The sequence below is a fragment of the Pseudomonas sp. Yb2C2 genome (assembly GCF_052112325.1).
Lineage (GTDB): Bacteria > Pseudomonadota > Gammaproteobacteria > Pseudomonadales > Pseudomonadaceae > Aquipseudomonas > Aquipseudomonas marginalis.
This window is the reverse complement of the sequence record NZ_JAVAJK010000011.1, coordinates 208,609-229,917: the sequence shown is the minus strand read 5'-3', so window position 1 is coordinate 229,917 and position 21,309 is coordinate 208,609. Positions and strand designations below refer to the sequence as shown.

Annotated in this window: 18 protein-coding genes and 1 tRNA gene; 11 read left to right on the top strand and 8 right to left on the bottom strand. The window is 61.7% G+C overall.

The genetic code is table 11. The annotated features are described in order from the left end of the window. Positions 1 to 138: 138 nt before the first annotated feature. A tRNA-Arg gene (locus Q8X51_RS17520) sits at positions 139 to 215 on the bottom strand. A gap of 370 nt (positions 216 to 585) precedes the next feature. Between Q8X51_RS17520 and gabD the strand changes: the two genes are divergently transcribed. Further along, the gene (gene gabD / locus Q8X51_RS17515) at positions 586 to 2,028 is read left to right on the top strand and encodes an NADP-dependent succinate-semialdehyde dehydrogenase (RefSeq protein WP_065948543.1); all 1,443 of its coding nucleotides are present in this window, start codon (positions 586 to 588) and stop codon (positions 2,026 to 2,028) included. A gap of 182 nt (positions 2,029 to 2,210) precedes the next feature. Beyond that, positions 2,211 to 3,488 carry a 4-aminobutyrate--2-oxoglutarate transaminase gene (gene gabT / locus Q8X51_RS17510; RefSeq protein WP_065926318.1) on the top strand — a complete coding sequence of 426 codons (1,278 nt, stop codon included), beginning with the start codon at positions 2,211 to 2,213 and terminating at the stop codon, positions 3,486 to 3,488. Positions 3,489 to 3,880: 392 nt separating this feature from the next. On the opposite strand, the gene Q8X51_RS17505 is transcribed toward gabT, so the two are convergent. Together Q8X51_RS17505 and desA are read right to left on the bottom strand one after the other, a co-directional pair. Continuing rightward, on the bottom strand, positions 3,881 to 4,882 hold the full coding sequence (locus Q8X51_RS17505) for a sensor domain-containing diguanylate cyclase (protein WP_065926319.1): 1,002 nt from the start codon (positions 4,880 to 4,882) through the stop codon (positions 3,881 to 3,883). A 188-nt stretch (positions 4,883 to 5,070) separates the two neighbouring features. Beyond that, positions 5,071 to 6,255 carry a delta-9 fatty acid desaturase DesA gene (gene desA / locus Q8X51_RS17500; RefSeq protein ID WP_065926320.1) on the bottom strand — a complete coding sequence of 395 codons (1,185 nt, stop codon included), beginning with the start codon at positions 6,253 to 6,255 and terminating at the stop codon, positions 5,071 to 5,073. Positions 6,256 to 6,421: 166 nt separating this feature from the next. On the opposite strand from desA, the gene dibA reads away from it, so the two are divergent. From dibA to Q8X51_RS17470, 6 genes are all read left to right on the top strand, one after another. Further along, positions 6,422 to 8,332: a phosphodiesterase DibA gene (gene dibA / locus Q8X51_RS17495; RefSeq protein ID WP_065926321.1), complete on the top strand. Its 1,911-nt coding sequence runs from the start codon at positions 6,422 to 6,424 to the stop codon at positions 8,330 to 8,332. Between the two features lie 238 nt (positions 8,333 to 8,570). Next, positions 8,571 to 8,753, top strand: coding sequence for a sulfur starvation response protein OscA (oscA, locus tag Q8X51_RS17490; RefSeq protein ID WP_003170956.1), 183 nt, complete (start codon positions 8,571 to 8,573; stop codon positions 8,751 to 8,753). 66 nt (positions 8,754 to 8,819) lie between these two features. Continuing rightward, on the top strand, positions 8,820 to 9,830 hold the full coding sequence (locus Q8X51_RS17485; protein ID WP_053137687.1) for a sulfate ABC transporter substrate-binding protein: 1,011 nt from the start codon (positions 8,820 to 8,822) through the stop codon (positions 9,828 to 9,830). Between the two features lie 140 nt (positions 9,831 to 9,970). Then, positions 9,971 to 10,789, top strand: a complete 819-nt coding sequence (gene cysT, locus Q8X51_RS17480) for a sulfate ABC transporter permease subunit CysT (protein WP_027607868.1) — start codon at positions 9,971 to 9,973, stop codon at positions 10,787 to 10,789. Positions 10,790 to 10,802: 13 nt separating this feature from the next. Further along, on the top strand, positions 10,803 to 11,675 hold the full coding sequence (cysW, locus tag Q8X51_RS17475) for a sulfate ABC transporter permease subunit CysW (RefSeq protein ID WP_065926322.1): 873 nt from the start codon (positions 10,803 to 10,805) through the stop codon (positions 11,673 to 11,675). Positions 11,676 to 11,678: 3 nt separating this feature from the next. Further along, a complete protein-coding gene (locus Q8X51_RS17470) occupies positions 11,679 to 12,659 on the top strand; it encodes a sulfate/molybdate ABC transporter ATP-binding protein (protein WP_065948539.1) in 981 nt (326 codons plus the stop codon). A gap of 126 nt (positions 12,660 to 12,785) precedes the next feature. Here the strand turns inward: Q8X51_RS17470 and Q8X51_RS17465 are convergent, their stop codons facing one another. Beyond that, positions 12,786 to 13,313, bottom strand: coding sequence for an Mpo1 family 2-hydroxy fatty acid dioxygenase (locus tag Q8X51_RS17465; RefSeq protein WP_065948538.1), 528 nt, complete (start codon positions 13,311 to 13,313; stop codon positions 12,786 to 12,788). Positions 13,314 to 13,396: 83 nt separating this feature from the next. Here Q8X51_RS17465 and Q8X51_RS17460 point away from each other — a divergent pair, with 83 nt between their 5' ends. Both Q8X51_RS17460 and Q8X51_RS17455 read left to right on the top strand, forming a co-directional pair. Continuing rightward, on the top strand, positions 13,397 to 14,083 hold the full coding sequence (locus Q8X51_RS17460; RefSeq protein ID WP_065948537.1) for a Crp/Fnr family transcriptional regulator: 687 nt from the start codon (positions 13,397 to 13,399) through the stop codon (positions 14,081 to 14,083). 38 nt (positions 14,084 to 14,121) lie between these two features. Then, on the top strand, positions 14,122 to 14,487 hold the full coding sequence (locus Q8X51_RS17455) for a response regulator (RefSeq protein ID WP_065926326.1): 366 nt from the start codon (positions 14,122 to 14,124) through the stop codon (positions 14,485 to 14,487). Between the two features lie 365 nt (positions 14,488 to 14,852). Here Q8X51_RS17455 and Q8X51_RS17450 read toward each other — a convergent pair whose 3' ends face one another. Further along, entirely contained in the window at positions 14,853 to 15,857 is a 1,005-nt protein-coding gene (locus Q8X51_RS17450; RefSeq protein ID WP_137212714.1) for an AraC family transcriptional regulator, read from the bottom strand. 101 nt (positions 15,858 to 15,958) lie between these two features. Here Q8X51_RS17450 and Q8X51_RS17445 point away from each other — a divergent pair, with 101 nt between their 5' ends. Next, on the top strand, positions 15,959 to 17,038 hold the full coding sequence (locus tag Q8X51_RS17445; RefSeq protein ID WP_137212715.1) for a fatty acid desaturase: 1,080 nt from the start codon (positions 15,959 to 15,961) through the stop codon (positions 17,036 to 17,038). Here the strand turns inward: Q8X51_RS17445 and Q8X51_RS17440 are convergent. From Q8X51_RS17440 to Q8X51_RS17430, 3 genes are read right to left on the bottom strand one after another with little or no spacing between them, the layout of a single operon-like run. Continuing rightward, the gene (locus tag Q8X51_RS17440) at positions 17,010 to 18,620 is read right to left on the bottom strand and encodes an arylsulfatase (RefSeq protein WP_065926329.1); all 1,611 of its coding nucleotides are present in this window, start codon (positions 18,618 to 18,620) and stop codon (positions 17,010 to 17,012) included. The genes Q8X51_RS17445 and Q8X51_RS17440 overlap by 29 nt on opposite strands. 29 nt (positions 18,621 to 18,649) lie before the next feature. After that, positions 18,650 to 19,465 (bottom strand): ABC transporter ATP-binding protein, encoded by an 816-nt coding sequence (locus tag Q8X51_RS17435; RefSeq protein WP_065926330.1) that lies wholly within the window; start codon positions 19,463 to 19,465, stop codon positions 18,650 to 18,652. Further along, complete coding sequence (locus Q8X51_RS17430; protein WP_407694664.1) at positions 19,462 to 21,054, bottom strand: ABC transporter permease; 1,593 nt, start codon at positions 21,052 to 21,054, stop codon at positions 19,462 to 19,464. Before Q8X51_RS17430 ends, Q8X51_RS17435 begins: the two co-directional genes overlap by 4 nt. Positions 21,055 to 21,309: the final 255 nt, after the last annotated feature.

The window sequence follows — 21,309 nt, the reverse complement described above, 5'->3', positions numbered from 1 at the left end:
GTGTTTATGAGGACGTTAAGGCGTGTGATTAAAAGGCGCGACAGGGGGGGCACGGACCGTCAGAAACAAGAAAGCCCGCACAGGGCGGGCTTCTTGGGGTGTTTCGCAGACTGTCTGAGACAGCCCGAGACTGCTATATGGTGCACCCGGCGGGATTCGAACCCACGACCCCTGCCTTCGGAGGGCAGTACTCTATCCAGCTGAGCTACGGATGCTTGTGCGGGCGACATCATACCCATGTCGACCTTGGGCGTCCATGCCGGTCTTTGGCCGTTCAAACGTAGGCATTTGCCGCGCAGAGGCCCTGCGCCGGGCGCCGTTGGTCAACGCGGCGGAACGCGCTCAAATCACGCTGATCAGAAAAATCCGGCAAATGCGCCGTTTTCGTTCTTTTTTTCGAACAGACTATTGCCCTGTACCCCCATTGATCCTAGGATTCGTTTGAGATTTCAAACGCTCTGTCTCTCGTGCGCCATTCACTGATCGCGCGCGCGGGGGCTGATTTCCCTGACGGCAGCCCACAAGGCGCCTTTCAACAACTCTAATTCGCTCCGCGTGCGCGCGGTGCTGTTAAGGAAAGCCGACATGCAGCTCAAAGATTCCCAGTTGTTCCGCCAGCAGGCCTTTATCGATGGTGCTTGGGTGGATGCGGACAACGGATCGACCATCAAGGTCAACAACCCGGCCACGGGCGAGATTATCGGCACCGTGCCAAAGATGGGCGCCGCGGAAACCCGCCGCGCCATCGAAGCCGCCGACAAGGCGCTGCCGGCCTGGCGTGCACTGACCGCCAAGGAGCGCGCCAACAAGCTGCGCCGTTGGTTCGAGCTGCTGATCGAAAACCAGGATGACCTCGGTCGCCTGATGACCCTCGAGCAAGGCAAGCCATTGGCCGAAGCCAAGGGCGAAATCGTCTACGCTGCGTCCTTTATCGAGTGGTTCGCCGAAGAAGCCAAGCGCATCTATGGCGACGTGATCCCCGGTCACCAGCCCGACAAGCGCCTGATCGTGATCAAGCAGCCTATCGGCGTGACCGCCGCCATCACCCCGTGGAACTTCCCGGCCGCGATGATCACCCGTAAAGCTGGCCCGGCCCTGGCCGCCGGTTGCACCATGGTGATCAAGCCTGCTTCGCAAACCCCGTTCTCGGCCCTGGCCCTGGTTGAGCTGGCGCACCGTGCCGGTATCCCGAAAGGCGTGCTGAGCGTGGTTACCGGCAGCGCCGGCGACATCGGCGGCGAGCTGACCAGCAACCCGATCGTGCGTAAATTGTCCTTCACTGGCTCGACCGAAATCGGTCGCCAGTTGATGGCCGAATGTGCCAAGGACATCAAGAAAGTTTCCCTGGAACTGGGCGGCAACGCGCCGTTTATCGTGTTCGACGACGCGGACCTGGATAAGGCCGTCGAAGGCGCGATCATCTCCAAGTACCGCAACAACGGCCAGACCTGCGTCTGCGCCAACCGCCTGTACATCCAGGATTCGGTGTACGACGCGTTCGCCGAAAAACTCAAAGTCGCGGTGGCCAAATTGAAGATCGGCAACGGTCTGGAAGAAGGCACCACCACCGGCCCGCTGATCGACGAAAAAGCCGTGGCCAAGGTCCAGGAACACATCGCCGATGCCCTGAGCAAAGGCGCCAAGCTGTTGGCCGGTGGCAAGGTCATGGAAGGCAACTTCTTTGAACCGACCATCCTGGTCGACGTGCCGAAAAACGCCGCCGTCGCCAAGGAAGAAACCTTCGGCCCGCTGGCGCCGCTGTTCCGCTTCAAGGACGAAGCCGAAGTGATCGCGATGTCCAACGACACCGAATTCGGTCTGGCGTCCTACTTCTACGCCCGCGACCTGGGCCGTGTGTTCCGTGTGGCCGAAGCCCTGGAATACGGCATGGTCGGCGTCAACACCGGGTTGATCTCCAACGAAGTGGCGCCGTTCGGCGGCATCAAGGCTTCGGGCCTGGGCCGTGAAGGCTCCAAGTATGGGATCGAGGACTACCTGGAAATCAAATACCTCTGCCTGGGCATCTAAGCCCCGTAAGAGATTGCAGCAAACGCAAAGGGCACGAGAGCGCTGACCCTTTGCGTGTTTCACATCGTTATTCGTAGTGGCCGGGAAAGCTGTGGCAGTCGATCATCGCATGCTGCCGTAGTTGCCTCCCCGCCACGTATTCCTTGAGCAACGCCACCCGATGAGTGGCGAATGAGGACTTTATGAGCAAGACCAACGCTTCCCTGATGAAACGCCGCGAAGCCGCTGTACCGCGCGGTGTTGGCCAGATTCACCCGATCTTCGCCGAATCCGCGAAGAACGCCACCGTGACCGACGTTGAAGGTCGCGAGTTCATCGACTTCGCCGGCGGTATCGCCGTGCTGAACACCGGCCACGTGCACCCGAAAATCATCGCCGCCGTGACCGAACAGTTGAACAAGCTGACCCACACGTGCTTCCAGGTACTGGCCTACGAGCCGTACGTCGAAGTGTGCGAAAAAGTGAACGCCAAGGTCCCCGGCGATTTCGCCAAGAAAACCCTGTTGGTCACCACCGGTTCCGAAGCCGTTGAAAACGCCGTGAAAATCGCCCGTGCCGCGACTGGCCGTGCCGGCGTGATCGCTTTCACCGGCGCCTACCACGGCCGTACCATGATGACCCTGGGTCTCACCGGTAAAGTCGTGCCTTACTCGGCCGGCATGGGCCTGATGCCCGGCGGCGTATTCCGCGCGCTGTACCCGAACGAACTGCACGGTGTCAGCGACGACGACTCCATCGCCAGCATCGAACGCATCTTCAAGAACGATGCCGAGCCGCGTGATATTGCCGCCATCATCATCGAGCCGGTCCAAGGCGAAGGCGGTTTCTACGTCGCGCCGAAGCCGTTCATGAAGCGCCTGCGTGAGCTGTGCGACAAGCACGGCATCCTGCTGATCGCCGACGAAGTGCAAACCGGTGCCGGCCGTACCGGTACCTTCTTCGCCATGGAACAGATGGGCGTTGCCGCCGACCTGACCACCTTCGCCAAATCCATCGCTGGCGGTTTCCCGCTGGCCGGTGTGTGCGGCAAGGCCGAATACATGGACGCCATTGCCCCAGGTGGCCTGGGCGGCACCTACGCCGGTAGCCCGATCGCTTGCGCCGCTGCGCTGGCGGTGATGGACGTGTTTGAGGAAGAGCACCTGCTGGACCGCTGCAAGGCTGTCGGCGAGCGCCTGGTGACTGGCCTCAAGGCGATTCAAGCCAAGTACCCGGTGATCGGTGACGTGCGTGCCCTGGGCGCGATGATCGCGGTCGAGTTGTTCGAAGACGGCGACAGCCACAAGCCAAACGCCGCAGCCGTTGCCGCCGTGGTGGCCAAGGCGCGTGACAAGGGCCTGATCCTGCTGTCCTGCGGCACCTACGGCAACGTGTTGCGCGTACTGGTGCCGCTGACCTCGCCGGACGAGCAGTTGGACAAAGGCTTGGCGATCATCGAAGAGTGCTTCTCCGAGCTGTAAGCGGCAGTTGGCCTGATCGATAAGAAAAACCCGCTTCGGCGGGTTTTTTTGTGCGTCAGAAGCAAGCCAGCTCTTATCAAATTTAAAATAACTTACTGATTTTAAAGGGTAAAAAATTTCACTCTAAAATCTTGAGTTTTGCATAAATAATTTCAGGCAACCGCATTCTTGTGGTGAGCGGGCTTGTCCCGCGCTGGGGTGCGAAGCGCCCCTGATAAAGACAAAATGCGGTGTATCAGGCACTCCTCTGCGCTTGGTTTTGGGGCTGCTGCGCAGCCCAACGCGGGCGGAGCGACGATTCGACAAGCCCGCTCGCCACAGGTGACGGGTTGTCCGTTCTGTCCCTTAACTGACCGGCATTGGGGCAAGCCCCCTCCCACAGTGATCTGCATTCAGCCAGCGATGACGCGATTCTTGCCCAGGCGCTTGGCCTCATACATGGCGGCATCGGCGCGGGCGAACAGGCTGTCCAGGGTGGAGTCTTCCTCGGTCAGGCTGGCCAGGCCCTGGCTGATGGTCACGCTGAACGCCTGGCCTTCATAGCTGAAACTCAGTTCCTGGATCTCCCTGCCCAGGCGCTCAGCCACTTGCAGCGCCATCTCCGGCGCGCAACCCGGCAGAACGGCCGCGAACTCTTCGCCGCCAATGCGCCCGAACAGGTCGCCACGGCGCAGGACCCCGCGACCGCTCTCGGCGATACGCCGCAGCACCTGGTCGCCCTCCAGGTGGCCGTAGGTGTCGTTGACGTCCTTGAAGTCATCGATGTCCAGCAGCAGGAAGGCCAGCGGCGCGCCTTGGGCGCAGGCGCTGTCGAAGGCCTGGTTGGCGCATTCGAAGAAGTGTCGGCGGTTGCTGCTCTGGGTCAGCACATCGGTGGTGGCGAGACGGTGCAGCTCCAGTTCCAGCTGTTTTTTTTCCGTGATGTCTTCGGCCATGCCGACGACGATCACCGGCTCGCCGGGTTCGACCTGCTGGTTGATGTAGCACTTGTCGCTCAGCCAGCGGATCTGCCCGTCGGCGGTGATGATGCGGTACTCGCGGTCTTCCACGGCTCCCTGCTCCAGCACGCGCGCCAGGCTGTGTTCGGCGTAGTCGAGGTCTTCGGGGTGAATGCTGTTGCGCCATTCGCGGTGGTCGGCCAGCAGCAGGCCGGCGGAACGTCCAAAAATCCGCTCGTATGCCGGGCTCACGTAGAGCACGCGGCGGGTTTGCCAATCTATGGCCCACAGCACGGCGTTTACGCTGACCAGCAGAGAACTGAGCAATTGTTCGCGCTCACTCAGTCGCTCGACTTCGCCCTGGGCATGTACCAGTGCCAGCAGGGTTGCTGCCGCGGCCGGACGCGGAGGGTCAGCGGTAGGGCTGTCGGCGGTGAAGGGCTTTTCGAGAACCATCGGCACAACTCTCTCTGGGCGCGCCGCAAGATCGAGCAGCGGTCACTACAAGGGGCCACCATGATGGCGAAGTGTTCATTGAGAGAGGCGAATTGCAGTGAAGTTCCGTCAACAGGCTCGATTGACGGTGTCCGAGAAATGGCGCCAAAAAGCTGATGGGTGGGAGGGCAAGCCCTCCCACGCTACTGTCAGACCGCCGCAGGACGCAGCGAATAGGTCTTCAATTGGTGGGCAAAATCCCGCAGGGACTGGATGCCGCTGGCTTCGGCCTCGTGCACCCATTCCTTGATGGCGGCGAGCATGTCGTGGCCGTTGGAGCTGGTCTTGAGCCAGATCTGCTGCAGCGCCAGGCGTTTTTCGTAGATCACTTTCAGCGCCTGGCTGTGTTCCAGCATGCTCTGGATACGCAGGTGGTGGCGGTCATCCAGCAGGCTGGTTTCCCGCGACAACAGGCGTTTGGCGCGGTGGAACTGGTGGCGCACCGAGTGATCGACTTTTTCCAGCTCCTGCTTGACCAACGGGCCGATCACCAACTTGCGGTACTGGGCCATGATCTGGAAGCGGTTGTTGAGGATCGCCATGGCGGTGTCCATGTCCAGGTGACCCTTGCCTTCCACGCGGTGGGCAATCGGTGCCACGCGCTGCACCTTGGCCAGGCGCAGGAAGCTGAACACCTTGATCCATGCCCAGCCCAGGTCGAATTCCCACTTCTTCACCGACAGCTTGGCCGAGTTGGGGTAGGTGTGGTGATTGTTGTGCAGCTCTTCGCCGCCGACGATGATGCCCCACGGCACCAGGTTGGTGGCGGCGTCACGGCATTCGAAGTTGCGATAGCCCACGGCATGGCCCAGGCCGTTGATCACGCCGGCGGCCCAGAACGGAATCCACATCATCTGGATTGCCCAGATGGTGATGCCGATGGCGCCGAACAGCAGCAGGTCGATCACGCCCATGATCGCCACACCCAGCAGCGGATAAGGAGTGTAGATCTTGCGCTCGATCCAGTCGTCCGGGCAGTTCTTGCCGTAGATGCGCAGGGTCTCGGGGTTTTCGGCCTCGGCACGGTACAGCTCGGCGCCTTTGCGCAATACGGTGGACAGGCCCTTGATCACCGGGCTGTGCGGGTCGTCGACGGTCTCGCACTTGGCGTGGTGCTTGCGGTGGATGGCGGTCCACTCGCGGGTGTTCTGCGCCGTGGTCAGCCACAGCCAGAAGCGGAAGAAGTGTTTCAGGCCGGCATTGAGCTCCAGGGAGCGATGGGCTGAATAGCGGTGCAGATAGACCGTGACCCCAACGATGGTCACGTGGGTCATCAACAGGGTGACTGCCACCAGTTGCCAGGCCGACAAGTCAAGAAAACCGTTGTACCACATAGGCTGTATGGCCCTCAGATAAAGAAAAGAACAGCACACGCATTATCACTAAGCCTACAGAGAAAACCAGCGGCCCTTTCAGATAAGACTTACGAGATGTTACATATCCTATAATCCCCATTCTTTGTAGGACGATTCTGGGCTTTTAGTAAGGATTACTGGGCATATGCTGTTTTCATACCGAGGAGCCCTGCGTGCTGGGCTGGTATACCTGCTGGCTTCGAGCGTCTGGATAGGCCTCACTCATCGGGTATTGATCGAGTTTCTCGATAATCCGACCGACCTGCACCGGTGGTTGCAGGTGCGCGGTTATGTGTGGGTCGCGCTCAGTGCCTGGTTGATCTACCTGATCTGTGCCCGATCTGCCCGGGCCGACCAGCAGCAACCCTTGAAAGAGAACCGCGAGCGCCTGCGCCAGGCTGCTGCCGTGTTCGATTGCACCCGCGAAGGGGTGTTGGTCACCGACGCCAAGGGCCTGATCGTGCATGTGAACCGGGCCTTCATGGAAATCACCGGCTACCAGTGCGAAGACGTCATGGGCCGGCAGCCGAGCCTGTTCAAGTCCGGTCGCCATTCGTCGAATTTCTATCAACAGATGTTCCAGACCCTGGAACACACCGGTGAATGGAGCGGTGAAATCTGGAATCGGCGCAAAAGCGGTGAGATTTATCCACAGTGGCAAACCATTCGCGTGATTCACGATGACCTGGGCCATATCAGCCATTACGTCGCGGTGTTTTCCGACATCAGCGCCATCAAGGATTCCGAGCACGAACTGGCCCACCTGGCCCACCACGACCCGCTGACCGACCTGCCCAACCGCCTGCTGTTCACCGACCGTGCCGAGCAGGCGCTGGCCTCGGCGCAACTCCACAAGCGCGGCTGCGCCCTACTGTTGCTGGACCTGGATCACTTCAAGATCATCAACGACAGCCTTGGCCATAATGTGGGCGACCAGTTGCTCAAGCTGGTGGGCGAGCGGCTCAAGGCGCTGTTCGGCCCCGGCGTGACCCTGGCGCGCCTGGGCGGGGATGAGTTCGCGGTGCTCGCGGAAAACTGCTCACAGGTGGTGCAGGCGGCGGCTTTGGCACAGCGCATGCTGGATGTGATGAAGCAGCCGTTCATCTTTGACGGCCATCAGCTGTTTATCAGCGCCAGCATTGGCATCAGCCTGTTCCCCAATGATGCCCTGAGCGCCGAGCAATTGTTGCGCAACGCCGATTCCGCGCTCTTCAAGGCCAAAAGCGTGGGCCGCGAAGGCTACGCGTTGTACACCGAAGAACTCACCGCCCATGCGCAGAACCGGGTGGAAATCGCCAGCGAACTGCGCCGCGCCCTCGAACAGCAGGAGTTGCGCGTCTACTACCAACCGGTGCACGACTTGCACACCAGCCGCCTGATCGGCGTCGAAGCACTGGTGCGCTGGCAACACCCCGAGCGTGGCCTGGTGCCGCCGGGTGATTTCATCCCCATCGCCGAACGCACCGGGTTGATTGCCGAGATCGATGGATGGGTGATGGACCAGGCCTGCCGACAGATGTGCCGATGGCTGGCCGACGGCGCGCCGCTGAGCTTTATTGCAATCAATGTATCCAGCCGCCTGTTTGCCCGGCGCGAACTCTACGATCAAGTCGCCCAGGTGCTGCACGATACCGGTCTGGATCCGGCCTTCCTGGAGTTGGAAGTCACCGAAAGCGCGGTGATGGACGACCCCGAAGTGGCCCTGGAACAACTGCACCGCCTGCGCGAACTGGGCTTGCGCCTGGCCATCGATGACTTCGGCACCGGCTATTCCTCCCTGCTGCGCCTCAAGCGCCTGCCAGTGCAGAAACTCAAGATCGACCAGGGCTTTGTCGCCGGGCTGCCGTGGGACGAAGACGATGCCGCCATTGTGCGGGTGGTGATCGCCCTGGCGAAAAGCATGGGCATGCAGGTGCATGCCGAGGGGATCGAACAGGTGGAGCAGGCGCGGTTCTTGTTGGAGCAGCACTGCGATATGGGCCAGGGGTACTGGTTTGGGCGGCCGATGCCGGCGGACGAGATTGATTGGAACTGCGCACCCACTCTCCAGCCTTGAAATGCATTCAAATGTGGGAGGGGGCAAGCCCCCTCCCACATTTGGATATTCACAAGGCGTTATTTCAGCGCTTGGGCGCAAAACAAGCGCGCAACCCCACGTCCTGCCAGAAAATTCTTTCTGGTTATATAAACATTCTTAAATAGTATTTTTAAGAATATCCGCGCTTATCTACTATCGCCCTACGCCGCAAGCAGTGCCGCCACTGCGAGGCACTATTCATTTCAGGAGCGAGACCATGAGCGCATCTCTACGTAGCGTCGACGGCCAGGACGAAGCAGCCATTTTGCGCGAGATCCAGAGCGCCTTGCGCGATCTGCGGTTTGGCGCGGTGGAAATCACTGTGCACAACGCTCAAGTGGTACAGATCGAACGCAAGGAAAAATTCCGTTTGCAGAACCCGGGTAACAAACCGAGCTAAGCAATAACGGCGATAGACCCCGTCACTATAAGAAAAAGCCAACACCCAGAATTTTCAGGAGCTTCTATGTCGTCGATTCGCCGTTATGCCCTGGCCGCCCTGGCCAGCGCCGTGTTTGCCGGTTCCGCGGTTGCCAAGGACTACGAGTTGCTCAACGTTTCGTACGATCCTACCCGTGAGCTGTACCAGGACTACAACGCTGAGTTCACCAACTTCTGGAAACAGTCCCACCCCGGCGATAACGTCAAGATCCAGCAATCCCACGGTGGTTCGGGCAAGCAAGGCCGGGCAGTGATCGACGGCCTGCGCGCCGACGTGGTGACCCTGGCCCTGGCCGGTGACATCGACGAAATCGCCAAGCTGGGCAAGACCCTGCCGGAAAACTGGCAGACCCGCCTGCCGGACGCCAGCACCCCATACACCTCGACCATCGTGTTCCTGGTGCGCAAGGGCAACCCTAAAGGCATCAAGGATTGGGGCGACCTGATCAAGAAAGACGTTTCCGTGATCACGCCTAACCCGAAAACCTCCGGCGGTGCGCGCTGGAACTTCCTTGCCGCCTGGGCCTACGGCCTGAAATCCGGTGGCAGCGAAGCCAAGGCCCAGGAATACGTCAAGGAGCTGTTCAAGCACGTGCCGATCCTCGACACCGGCGCGCGCGGTTCGACCATTACCTTCGTCAACAACGGTCAGGGCGACGTGTTGCTGGCCTGGGAAAACGAGGCGTTCCTGGCCCTGAAAGAAGACGGCGGCGCCGACAAGTTCGACATCGTGGTGCCGTCCCTGTCGATCCTTGCGGAGCCGCCGGTGGCCGTGGTCGACAAGAACGCCGAGAAAAAGGGCAACACCGAGATCGCCACTGAATACCTCAAGCACCTGTACAGCCCGGCTGGCCAGGAGATTGCGGCGAAGAACTTCTACCGCCCACGGGATGCAAAAGTGGCCGCCAAATACGCCCAGCAGTTCCCGAAACTGGACCTGGTGACTATCGACAAAGACTTCGGCGGCTGGAAAACTGCCCAGCCGAAATTCTTTAACGACGGTGGCGTGTTCGACCAGATCTACACGGCGCAGTAAGCCAAAGTACCGGTAGGAGCGAGCTTGCTCGCGAAGATCGTCAACGATGACGCGGGCATTCTGAATGAGCGCGGTGCCCTTGAGGTCTTCGCGAGCAAGCTCGCTCCTACAGTGGTTTCTACCTTTAACCAAGGACTCTTATGTCGCGTCGTATTTCCCCCGTCATACCCGGCTTCGGGCTGACGCTGGGCTACACCGTGGTGTACCTCAGCCTGATCGTACTCATCCCCCTCGCGGCGATGTTCGTACACGCCGCTCAACTCACCTGGGATCAGTTCTGGAACATCATCTCCGCACCCCGTGTGCTGGCGGCGTTGAAGCTGAGCTTCAGCACCGCGCTGTACGCCGCCCTGATCAACGGCGTGATCGGCACGCTGCTGGCCTGGGTGCTGGTGCGCTACACCTTCCCCGGCCGCAAGATCATCGATGCGATGATCGACCTGCCGTTCGCCCTGCCCACCGCCGTGGCCGGTATTGCCCTGACTGCGCTGTACACGCCGACCGGCCTGGTGGGCCAGTTCGCCGCCGACCTGGGCTTCAAGATCGCCTACAGCCCCTTGGGCATCACCCTGGCGCTGACCTTCGTGACCCTGCCGTTCGTGGTGCGCACGGTGCAGCCGGTACTCGCGGATATCCCCCGGGAAATCGAAGAAGCCGCCGCCTGCCTGGGCGCCAAGCCGTTGCAGGTGTTCCGCTACATCCTCGTCCCCGCGCTGCTGCCCGCCTGGCTGACCGGTTTCGCCCTGGCGTTTGCCCGTGGCGTCGGTGAGTACGGTTCGGTGATTTTCATCGCCGGCAACATGCCGATGAAAACCGAGATCCTGCCGTTGCTGATCATGGTCAAGCTCGACCAGTACGACTACCGCGGCGCCACCTCCATTGGCGTACTGATGCTGGTGGTTTCCTTTGTCCTGCTGCTGCTGATCAACTTGTTGCAGCGGCGCATCGAACGTCCATAAGGAGGCGCGGAACATGTCCCAATCGTCTATTTCCGCGGCATCCTCGGCCAACGCAGCCCGCCGTGGCAGCGCTGTTTCCCGGCGCATCCTGATCAGCCTGGGCTGGCTGGTGTTCTTCCTGTTCCTGCTGCTGCCGCTGTTTATCGTGGTGTCCCAGGGCTTGAAGAACGGCCTCGGTGCGTTTTTCACCGCAATCCTTGAACCGGACGCGTTGTCCGCACTGAAACTCACGGTGATCGCCGTGCTGATTTCAGTGCCGCTCAACCTGGTATTCGGCGTCAGTGCGGCCTGGTGCGTGAGCAAGTACTCGTTCCGTGGCAAGAGCATCCTGGTGACGCTTATCGACCTGCCGTTCTCGGTCTCCCCGGTGATCGCCGGCCTGGTCTACGTGCTGATGTTCGGCGCCCAGGGCCTGTTTGGCCCTTGGTTGCAGGAGCATGACATCCAGATCGTGTTCGCCTTGCCCGGCATCGTGCTGGCGACCATCTTCGTCACCGTGCCGTTCGTCGCCCGCGAACTGATCCCGCTGATGCAGGAGCAGGGCACCCAGGAAGAAGAGGCCGCGCGCCTGCTGGGCGCCAATGGCTGGCAGATGTTCTGGCATGTCACCGTGCCGAATATCAAATGGGGCCTGATCTACGGCGTGGTGCTGTGCACCGCGCGGGCCATGGGGGAGTTCGGCGCGGTGTCGGTGGTGTCCGGCCATATTCGCGGCGTGACCAACACCTTGCCGCTGCACGTCGAGATTCTCTACAACGAATACAACCACGTTGCCGCGTTTGCGGTGGCGAGTCTGCTGCTGATCCTGGCGCTCTTCATCCTGCTGCTCAAGCAGTGGAGCGAGAACCGTATTAATCGCCTGCGCGCCAGTGCGGCTGAGGAATAAGTCATGTCGATCGAAGTCCGTAACGTCAGCAAGAACTTCAACGCCTTCAAGGCCCTGGACAGCATCAACCTGGATATCCAGAGTGGCGAGCTGGTGGCCTTGCTTGGGCCTTCCGGCTGCGGCAAGACCACCTTGCTGCGCATCATCGCCGGCCTGGAAACCCCGGATGACGGCAGCATCGTGTTCCACGGTGAAGACGTCTCCGGCCACGACGTGCGTGATCGCAACGTCGGTTTTGTGTTCCAGCACTACGCGCTGTTCCGCCACATGACCGTGTTCGACAACGTCGCCTTCGGCCTGCGCATGAAGCCGAAGAACCAGCGCCCGAACGAAAGCCAGATTGCGGCCAAGGTTCACGAACTGCTGAACATGGTGCAGCTGGACTGGCTGGCCGACCGTTACCCGGAACAACTCTCCGGCGGCCAGCGCCAGCGTATCGCCCTGGCCCGCGCGTTGGCGGTCGAGCCGAAGGTGCTGCTGCTGGATGAACCCTTCGGCGCCCTCGATGCCAAGGTGCGTAAGGAACTGCGCCGCTGGCTGGCGCGCCTGCACGAAGACATCAACCTGACCTCGGTGTTCGTGACCCACGACCAGGAAGAGGCCATGGAAGTCGCCGACCGCATCGTGGTGATGAACAAGGGCGTGATCGAGCAGATCGGCTCACCGGGCGACGTCTACGAAAACCCGGCCAGCGATTTCGTCTACCACTTCCTTGGCGACTCCAACCGCCTGCACCTGGGTGAAGACCGGCACGTGCTGTTCCGCCCCCACGAAGTGTCGCTGTCGCGCCACGAACTGGAAGATCATCACGCGGCCGAAGTGCGTGATATTCGTCCGTTGGGCGCGACCACGCGGGTCACCTTGAAGGTCGAAGGCCAGAGCGAGCTGATCGAAGCCGAAGTGGTGAAGGACCACGACAGCCTGACTGGTTTGGTACGAGGCGAGACCTTGTTCTTCAAGCCCAAGGTCTGGCAAAAAGCCTGAGCCCCAAACAAAAATCCCGATGTGAAACAGGTTCAATGTGGGAGGGGGCTTGCTCCCGATAGCGGTGTTTCAGCCAGCTTATCTGCTGCTGACCCACTGCAATCGGGAGCAAGCCCCCTCCCATATTCAGATCTGTCTCGGCTCCAGATCGCGGCGAACCACCGGTCCCGAGCGCTCTTCGATCTGCTGCTTCAAACCCTGGCGCAGCCCCAGCAAAAACGCCACCTCCGCCACCACAAACAGCGGCCCCACAATCAGCCCCGACACGTCATCCACAAACGCCGGCTTCCTGCCTTCGTAGTAATGCCCGACAAACTGAATCACCCAGCCCACCACGAACATTCCCACCCCGCTGCTGAGCCACACCATCGTGCTCTGCGCCGCCAACACGTGCCCGGCCCACACCGACAAGCCCATCAACACCGTCATCAGCGCGCCCAGGGCCAGTTCAAGCCGCAGGTAAAACCACGCGGAAAACAGCGCCACTATCACTGCCGGGGAAAGCCACAGCCCACCCACAGCCCATTCGGGGCGTGACAGCAGCACAGCCACGGCGACCACAATCAGCGGGATGCCGATGAAGTGGCTGGCGATATTGCGTGGGTCGCGGTGGTACGCGGCGTATTGACTGAGGTGATCGACGAGGCTTTTCATTGTTGTTCCTCCTGTAGGATGTTTGATCATGCCCTGTCAGCCTGGGACTAACTGTCAGTTGGGCGACAATCTTCGGAGTTCTCATGGATGCGACGCAATGGCACTCCCGGTTGGCCGTCGGCCACTGGTTCAGTCACCTGCCCGTACCTTTCCAGCATAGTCTGCTCGCCCATGCGCGGCTGCGGCAGCTGACGGCGGGTCAATACCTGTTCAAGCGCGGCGACCCCCCCTGCGGCTTGTATGCGGTGCTCGACGGCACGTTGCGTGTCAGTGCGGTGAATGAGCACGGCAAGGAAGCGCTGTTGAGCCTGGTGGGGGCGCCCTACTGGTTCGGCGAGATCTGCCTGTTCGACGGCTTGCCGCGCACCCACGACGCCTGCGCCACGGGGCCGTGCACGCTGGTGCAGGTGCCGCAGCAGGCTCTGCTGAAGATCCTCGATCAATCCCCTTGCTACTGGCGCGACCTGGCGTTGCTGATGAGCCAGAAGCTGCGCCTGAGTTTTATCGGCCTCGAACAGCTCAGCCTGATGCCCGCTTCGGTGCGCCTGGCCCACCGGCTGTTGATGATTGTTGAGGGCTACGGCGACATGGCGCCTTCAAAACGCGTGCTGCAACTGCCCCAGGAAGACCTGGCGGCGATGTTGAGCCTGTCGCGCCAGACCACCAATGCCTTGCTCAAGGACCTGCAAGCCCAGGGCATCGTGCGCCTGGGCTACGGCGAGATCGAAATCCTCGATGCGCAGCGGCTACGAGAGGCGGCGCACACCTGAGGGTGTTAGCCTGCAAACCTGATCAATCGAGGTGTGTTATGCGTGTGCTGTTAGTGGAACATGAATCCGAAGAGGCACAGCGGATGGCCCGGGGATTGAACGAGGCCGGCTACACCGTGGAAGTCGCGGCCAACGGCATGGCGGCGCAGCGCTTTGTCGAAAGCGCCGAATACGACCTGGTGATCCTGGATGTGATGCTGCCTGGCCTGAATGCCTGGAAGCTGCAGCAGGCCATCCGGCAGAAGGGTGAGACGCCGGTGTTGTTCCTGACCACGCCGGGCGGGATTGAAGATCGCCTGCGCGGCTTGGAGCTGCATGAGGATGATTACCTGCTCAAGCCGTTTGAGGCCAAGGGGTTGGTGATGCGGGTCAGGAAACTGTTGCGGCGGGATCGGGGTCGCTGATTGATCCCGTCACTGTAGTGCCTGAAAGATTGCCATCGGGAGCAAGCCCCCTCCCACAGGAGAACGCATTTCAAATGTGGGGGCTTGCCCCCGATGAGCATAGGTATCTACACAACTTGGGCTCAACACTGAGCGCCCGGCAGATAGGGCTGTTGTGGTGAGCGGGCTTGTCCCGCGCTGGGCTGCGTAGCAGCCCCAGTAAAGAAGAACGCGGTGTATCAGACACTCTGTAGAGGCTGGTTTTGGGGCTGCTACGCAGCCCAGCGCGGGACAAGCCCGCTCGCCACAGTGAGATTTGTCAGGGGCTGAAAAATTGTGTAGATACCCATGCCCCGATGAGACCTTCAGCCTCCCCACATATCCCCTTACCGCAACCCATCCCGAAACTGCCCCGGCGTCATCCCCGTCCAGCGCTTGAACGCCCGGTTAAAGCTGCTGGTATCGGCAAATCCCAACAGATGGCTGACCTCGGCCAATGAACACTGTGGATCACGCAAGTGGAGCAACGCCAAGTTCTGGCGACACTCATTGAGCAACGCATCAAACCGACACCCCTCATCCGCCAGATGCCGCTGCAAACTGCGCAAACTCAAGTGCAGCGCCTGGGCAATCCGCTCGGCACTCGGCTCGCCATCGGGCAGTTGCGCCTCGATGGCCGCGCGCACCTTGCGCTCCCAGGTCAGCGGTTGCAGTTGCGCCAGGGTGCGTTTGAGCACGGTTTCGTTGTGTTCGGCCAGTTCCGGGTTGGCGTCGTCCAGGTGGCTGTCGAAAGCGCTGGCGGCGAATTCGAGGCGGTCTTCCTCGGCGCCGAAAAACACCGGTGCGCGGAACACCGTGTGCCAGGGCTTGGGGTCGGCGGGTTGCGGGCGCCGCAGGTAAACCGCCAGCGGCGCATAGTCGCGGCCCAGGCGATTGCGGCACGTGCGCACATAGATCGCGGCAAACGCATCGATGGCTTCGAGCGCCGGCGCCGGGCTGCCTGGCGGTTGCAGCAGGCGAAAGCGGTAGCGCTCGCCATCGCCGCTGAGTTCCAGGCTCAGGGCATCGCTGACCACCTGGTGATACCGCACGATGCGCTCGAACACCTCGCGCAGGCTGCCGCTCGCCACCAATGCATAACCCAGCGCATGAAAGGTGGTCGGGCTGACAAACCGCGACACCCGCAACCCGATGGCCGGATCGCCGCTGGCCTGCACCGCCAGTTCCCACAGGCGCGTGGTGGCCGACAGCGGGTAACGCGCGTTGGGGTCGTCCATCTGCTGCGGATCAAGCCCGGCCTGGGCGCACAGCGCGGCGCTGTCGAGGCCCAGGGCATCGAGCTGCTTGCGCAGGGCGCGGGTCCAGCTGGCGAGGGAAGTCGGTTCGGTCATGGCGATTGGCGCTTGCGGTCAACAGGTTGGCGTGTGGGGCTAGCGTCCTGCAAGAAGCCCTGGTGCAGGATGTAACCCTCAATGAATAAGAGGATGGGAGCATGGACGGTACTTCTGCAAGTCCCCAGCAGATGAACGCGCAACAGCGTTCGGCGCATATCCGTGAAGTGGTGCTCGCCGAAGGCGTGCGCTTGCGTCGCCGGCACCCGTGGTTGCAGCATCAGGACGCCCTGGGCGCGGGTATCCTGGCCTTTGCCTTGCTCGGCATGATGGGCTCGGCGGCGCTCTATATCAGCGGTCATATGGCCTGGTGGACCTGCCTGCTGCTCAATGCGTTCCTGGCCTCACTGACCCACGAGCTGGAACACGACCTGATCCACAGCATGTACTTTCGTAAACAGCGCGTGGCCCACAACCTGATGATGGGCCTGGTGTGGCTGGCGCGGCCGAGTACCATCAACCCGTGGATCCGTCGGCACCTGCACCTCAATCACCACAAGGTCTCCGGCACCGAGACCGATATGGAGGAACGTGCGATCACCAACGGCGAGCCCTGGGGCCTGGCGCGGTTGCTGATGGTGGGCGATAACGTGATGTCGGCGTTTATCCGCATGCTGCGCGCCAAGACCTGGGGCCACAAACTCAAGATCCTCAAGCGCTCGCTGCTGGTCTACGCACCTTTGGCGCTGCTGCATTGGGGCGCGTGGTATATCTTCCTCGGCTTCCATGCCGCCAACGGCATCGCCAGCCTGCTGGGCACGCCGATCGACTGGTCCACCGGCACCTTGCAGATGATGCAGGTGATCGACATCGCCGCCGTGGTGATCATCGGCCCCAATGTGCTGCGCACCTTTTGCCTGCACTTTGTCAGCTCCAACATGCACTACTACGGCGATGTGGAACCGGGCAATGTGATCCAGCAAACCCAAGTGCTGAACCCGTGGTGGCTGTGGCCGTTGCAGGCGTTCTGCTTCAACTTCGGCAGCACCCACGGGATTCACCATTTTGTGGTGAAGGAGCCGTTCTACATCCGCCAGATGACGGCCAAGGTGGCACATAAGGTCATGGCCGAGATGGGCGTGCGCTTCAATGATTTCGGCACGTTTGCGCGGGCCAATCGGCTTGAGCCCATGGCGTCGCCCCAGGCCCGGCTCAATCCGGCTGAAACGGCGACGCGCTGAGCACCACGCCGGTTTCGTCGACGTACTGCTGCCAGTGGCCGATCAACGTGGCGAGCTTGTCCGGATGACTCAAGGCCAGGTCGTGGATTTCGCCGGGATCCTGGCCCAGGTCATACAGCTGCCAGGTCGCCGGGCCCACCGGGCCGGGGATGTACACGGCTTTCCACTGGCCCTGGCGAATCGCGCGGCGGCCGAACAGTTCCCAGCCGGTTACGGTGTTGTCGTCGTGCACCTGGGCGGTCTCGCCAGAGAGGAAGCCCAGCCACGACTTGCCCCGCAGCGGCGCCACCGGCTTGCCACGCCATTGTTTGCCCGGATGGCGCACGCCGGCCAGGTCGAGGATGGTCGGCGTGATGTCCATCACCGTGCCGAAACCATGGCTGATACGACCTTTGAGCGACAACTGCGGATAGTGCACCAGCGCCGGCACGCGAATCCCGCCCTCGGTGGTGAACGCCTTGAACAACCGCGACGGCGCCGTCGCCACCTGCGCCCATGACGGGCCATACCAGACATAGGAATTGGCGCGGCCGATATTGTCCAGGCTGTTGTCGTAATGCTGGTTGAGGTAGGTGAGCAACTGCGGCCCGAACTTGGGGAACGCCTCCAACAGCGCACCTTCGGCGCCGTTGTCGGACATGAACACAATGAAGGTATTGTCCAATTGCCCCTGCTGGCGCAGGTAATCCACCACTCGGCCGATGTTCCAGTCCATGCGCTCGACCATCGCCGCATACACCTCCATGGCCCGCGCCGAGACCTGGCGCTGTTCGTCGCTCAAGGCGGCCCACTGGGTGTTCAGTTCGATCAACGGATGGGGTTCGACATTGGCGTCGATCAGCCCCAATGCCTTGAGTTTTTCCAGGCGTTCCAGGCGCAGCACTTCGGGGCCGGCGTCGTAGCGGCCACGGTACTTCTCGACGATGTCCGCAGGCGCCTGCAACGGCCAGTGCGGCGCGGAAAACGGCAGGTAGGCGAAGAACGGCCGGGCCTGGTCGCGCTCCTTGAGATAGTGCAGCAGCTTGTCGCCGAAGGCATCGGAGGAATAGAAATCCTTGGGCAATTGCTCCACGAACCGGTCGTCTTCGATGTACAGCGCCGGGGTGGATTTGAGCAGGCCCGGGGTGTCGTCGTTATAGGTCGGTTCGAAGCCGTAGTGGTTGGCCGCCCCCGGCAGCAGCGAGAACGAACGCTCGAAACCGCGGGCGTGGGGCGCCAGTTCGGCGGTCAGGCCCAGGTGCCACTTGCCGCTCATCAGTGTCTGATAACCGGCCTCGCGCAGCAGCTCCGGCAGTGCCACCACCTTGTCATTCAAGTAGCCCTCGTAGCCGGGCTTGCCGATCAGCTCCGGGGTCAGTGCCTCGGCCATGGTGCCGATACCGGCGATATGGTGGTCGGTGCCGGTGAGCAGCATCGAGCGGGTAGGCGAGCACGTCGGGGCAGTGTGGAAGTCGGTCAGGCGCAGGCCGTTCAGCGCCAGAGCGTCCAGGTGCGGCGTGGAAATTTCCCCGCCAAACGCACCGAGGTCGGAGAAGCCCATGTCATCGGCCAGGATCACGAGAAAATTGGGACGTTGCGGCATCAAGGCACTCCTCATCAGCAGGCGGTTTTTCAGCAGGCGATAAACGCCAGTGGCAGGTCGCGGATCTGTTCGCGCGCGGGCGGCTGGTAATGGCCGTCGCTGGTCAGTTCATGCAGCAACTCCTCACGCAGCTGGTGGAATTCGAAACTGCTGCGCTGGCGCGGGTGGGGCAGGGCAATCTCGACGACCTGCTTGATCCGCCCCGGCCGGGGCTCCATCACCACCACGCGGTCGGCGAGGAAAATCGCTTCCTCCACATCGTGGGTCACCAATACCGTGGTGATTTTGGCGCGGGCGCGGATCGCCAGGAGTTCGTCCTGCATCTGCTGGCGGGTCAGGGCGTCGAGGGCACCGAAGGGTTCGTCCAGCAGCAGAATGCGCGGGCTGGCCACCAGGCCGCGGGCAATCGCCACCCGTTGCGCCATGCCGCCGGACAGTTGGTGCGGATAGGCGCGGGTGAAGTCGGTGAGGCCGACCAGCTCGATAAAATCGCTGATGCGCCGATTGCGCTCTGCTTCGCTCAGTGGCTCGTTGACCAGGCCCAGGCCGATATTTTCCGCCACGGTGAGCCAGGGGAACAGACGATGCTCCTGGAACACGATGCCGCGCTCGCCGCCGATGCCGCTGACCGCTTTGCCGTCGACGCGGATCTCGCCGCGAAACTGCGTATCGAGCCCCACCAGCAAACGCAGCAGGGTGGATTTGCCGCAGCCGCTGGAGCCGACAATCGCGACGAATTCGCCTTCGGCAATCTCCAGGTTGAATTCGCGGATGGCTTCCAGCTCGAAGCCGTCGACGTCGAAGGTCTTGCCCACATGGTTGAAGCTGACGATAGGTGCGTTCATGCGTGTCTCCAGCGGGTGGCGCGGGTTTCGATGCGCTGGCCGATCAGGTTGAGGGCCGCGCCGGTAAGGCCGACCAGGAGCATGCCGCTCATGATCAGGTCCATGCGCAGCAGTTGTTGGGCGCCGATCATCAGGCTGCCGATACCGCCGTTGGACGGCATGAAATATTCTGCACCGATGGTGCCCAGCCAGGCGTAGATCAGGCTCAGGCGCAGGCCGGCGAAAATGCCGGCTGCGGCGCCTGGCAGTACCAGGCGTCGCAGCCGTTGGAACAGGTTCAGGCGCAACACCTGCACCGCTTCGTTGAGCTGTGGCGACAGATTCAGCACGCTGCGTTGGGTGGCGATAAACAACGGGAAGAAGGCGGCGAGGGCGATAAACACCCATTTGGCCAACTCACCCAGGCCAAACCAGGCAGTGAGCAGCGGCACCCAGGCGAAAATCGCGATCTGGCGCAAGGCGGCCAGGGTCGGCCCGAGTACCCGCTCACTGCGCCGTGACAGTCCCAGCCACAGGCCCATGGCAAAGCCAAGGCCGCCACCGAGCAGCAACCCGCCCAGGCTTCGCCCCAGGCTGGTGCCCAGTGCACCGCTGAGGTTGCCATCCACCACCCCGGCGACGGTGGTGTGCAGCACCACCCATGGGCTGACCAGAATGTTCGTGTCGACCCAGCCTTGTTGCGTCGCGACCTGCCACAGCGCCAGCAACAGCAGGGGCAGCAACCACGGTTGCAGGCGCTGCCAGCCTTGATAGCGCGGGCCGCGACGAATCTGCGCCGTGGCCGGGTGGGGCCAGTGCACCCATTTGCGGTCCAGCCAGCCAATGCCACGGTCCATCACCACGCCGAATACGCCGATGACCACGATGCACACGAAGACGATATCGAGCATGAACAGCTGGCGCGCCCACACCATCAGGTAGCCGATGCCTTCGCTGGAGGCCAGCAACTCCACCGCCAGCAGCGAGGTCCAGCCGGCCGCCAGGGCCAGGCGCACGCCGGCCATAAAGGCGGGCAGCGCGGCAGGCAGGATCAGGCGCCGGATCAACAGGTGCGTGGGCAGGCGCAACACGCGGGCGGCTTCGCGTAACTGGGGTTGGGCGTCGCGCACGCCCACCAGGGTATGCAGGGTGACGGGCACCACGATCGCTTTCACCAGCACCACCAGTTTCAGGGTTTCGCCAATGCCGAAGAACACCATGAACAGTGGAATCCAGGCCAGGGTCGGTACCTGCGACAACGCGCTGAACGTCGGAAACACCAGGCGCTCGGCGCGCGCGCTGAAACCCAACACCGCCCCCAGCAGCGCCCCGGCGCCAATGCCCGCCAGCAACCCCCAGGACAGACGTTGCAGGCTGATCGCCAGGTGGCTCCACAGCTCGCCGCCGGCCAGTTCCACCGCGCTGCTCCACACCAGGGACGGTGGCGGCAGGATCTGCTCGCTCATCCAGTGATTGCGGCTGGCCAGCCACCACAGCGCAAACAGCGTCACCGGCAGCAACCATGGCAACAGCCGTTCACTGCGCAGCGGCCAACGTGGTGTGGCGCCGGGAGCCGCGAGCGGGAGGCTCAAAAGTGAGATTCGGGCCATGGAGGACCTCCGTTGTCGCCAAGGGCGTTATGTGATTTCGATCTTATAAAAACGTAATCAAGATGATTGGGGGATAAGAAAAGCCATTTAAAGCCTCGCCCCGGCACGCATCCAATGCATTCGAAGAATATTTTCGATGCTATTCATGCATAGCCCTCTGGAGCCTGCGTTTCCCTTCGCATAGTCCTAAAAGCTATTAAATTGTGAATTTATAGTATTTAAAGTTTTGACCAGGTTGTGCCTACTTTCTGCTCC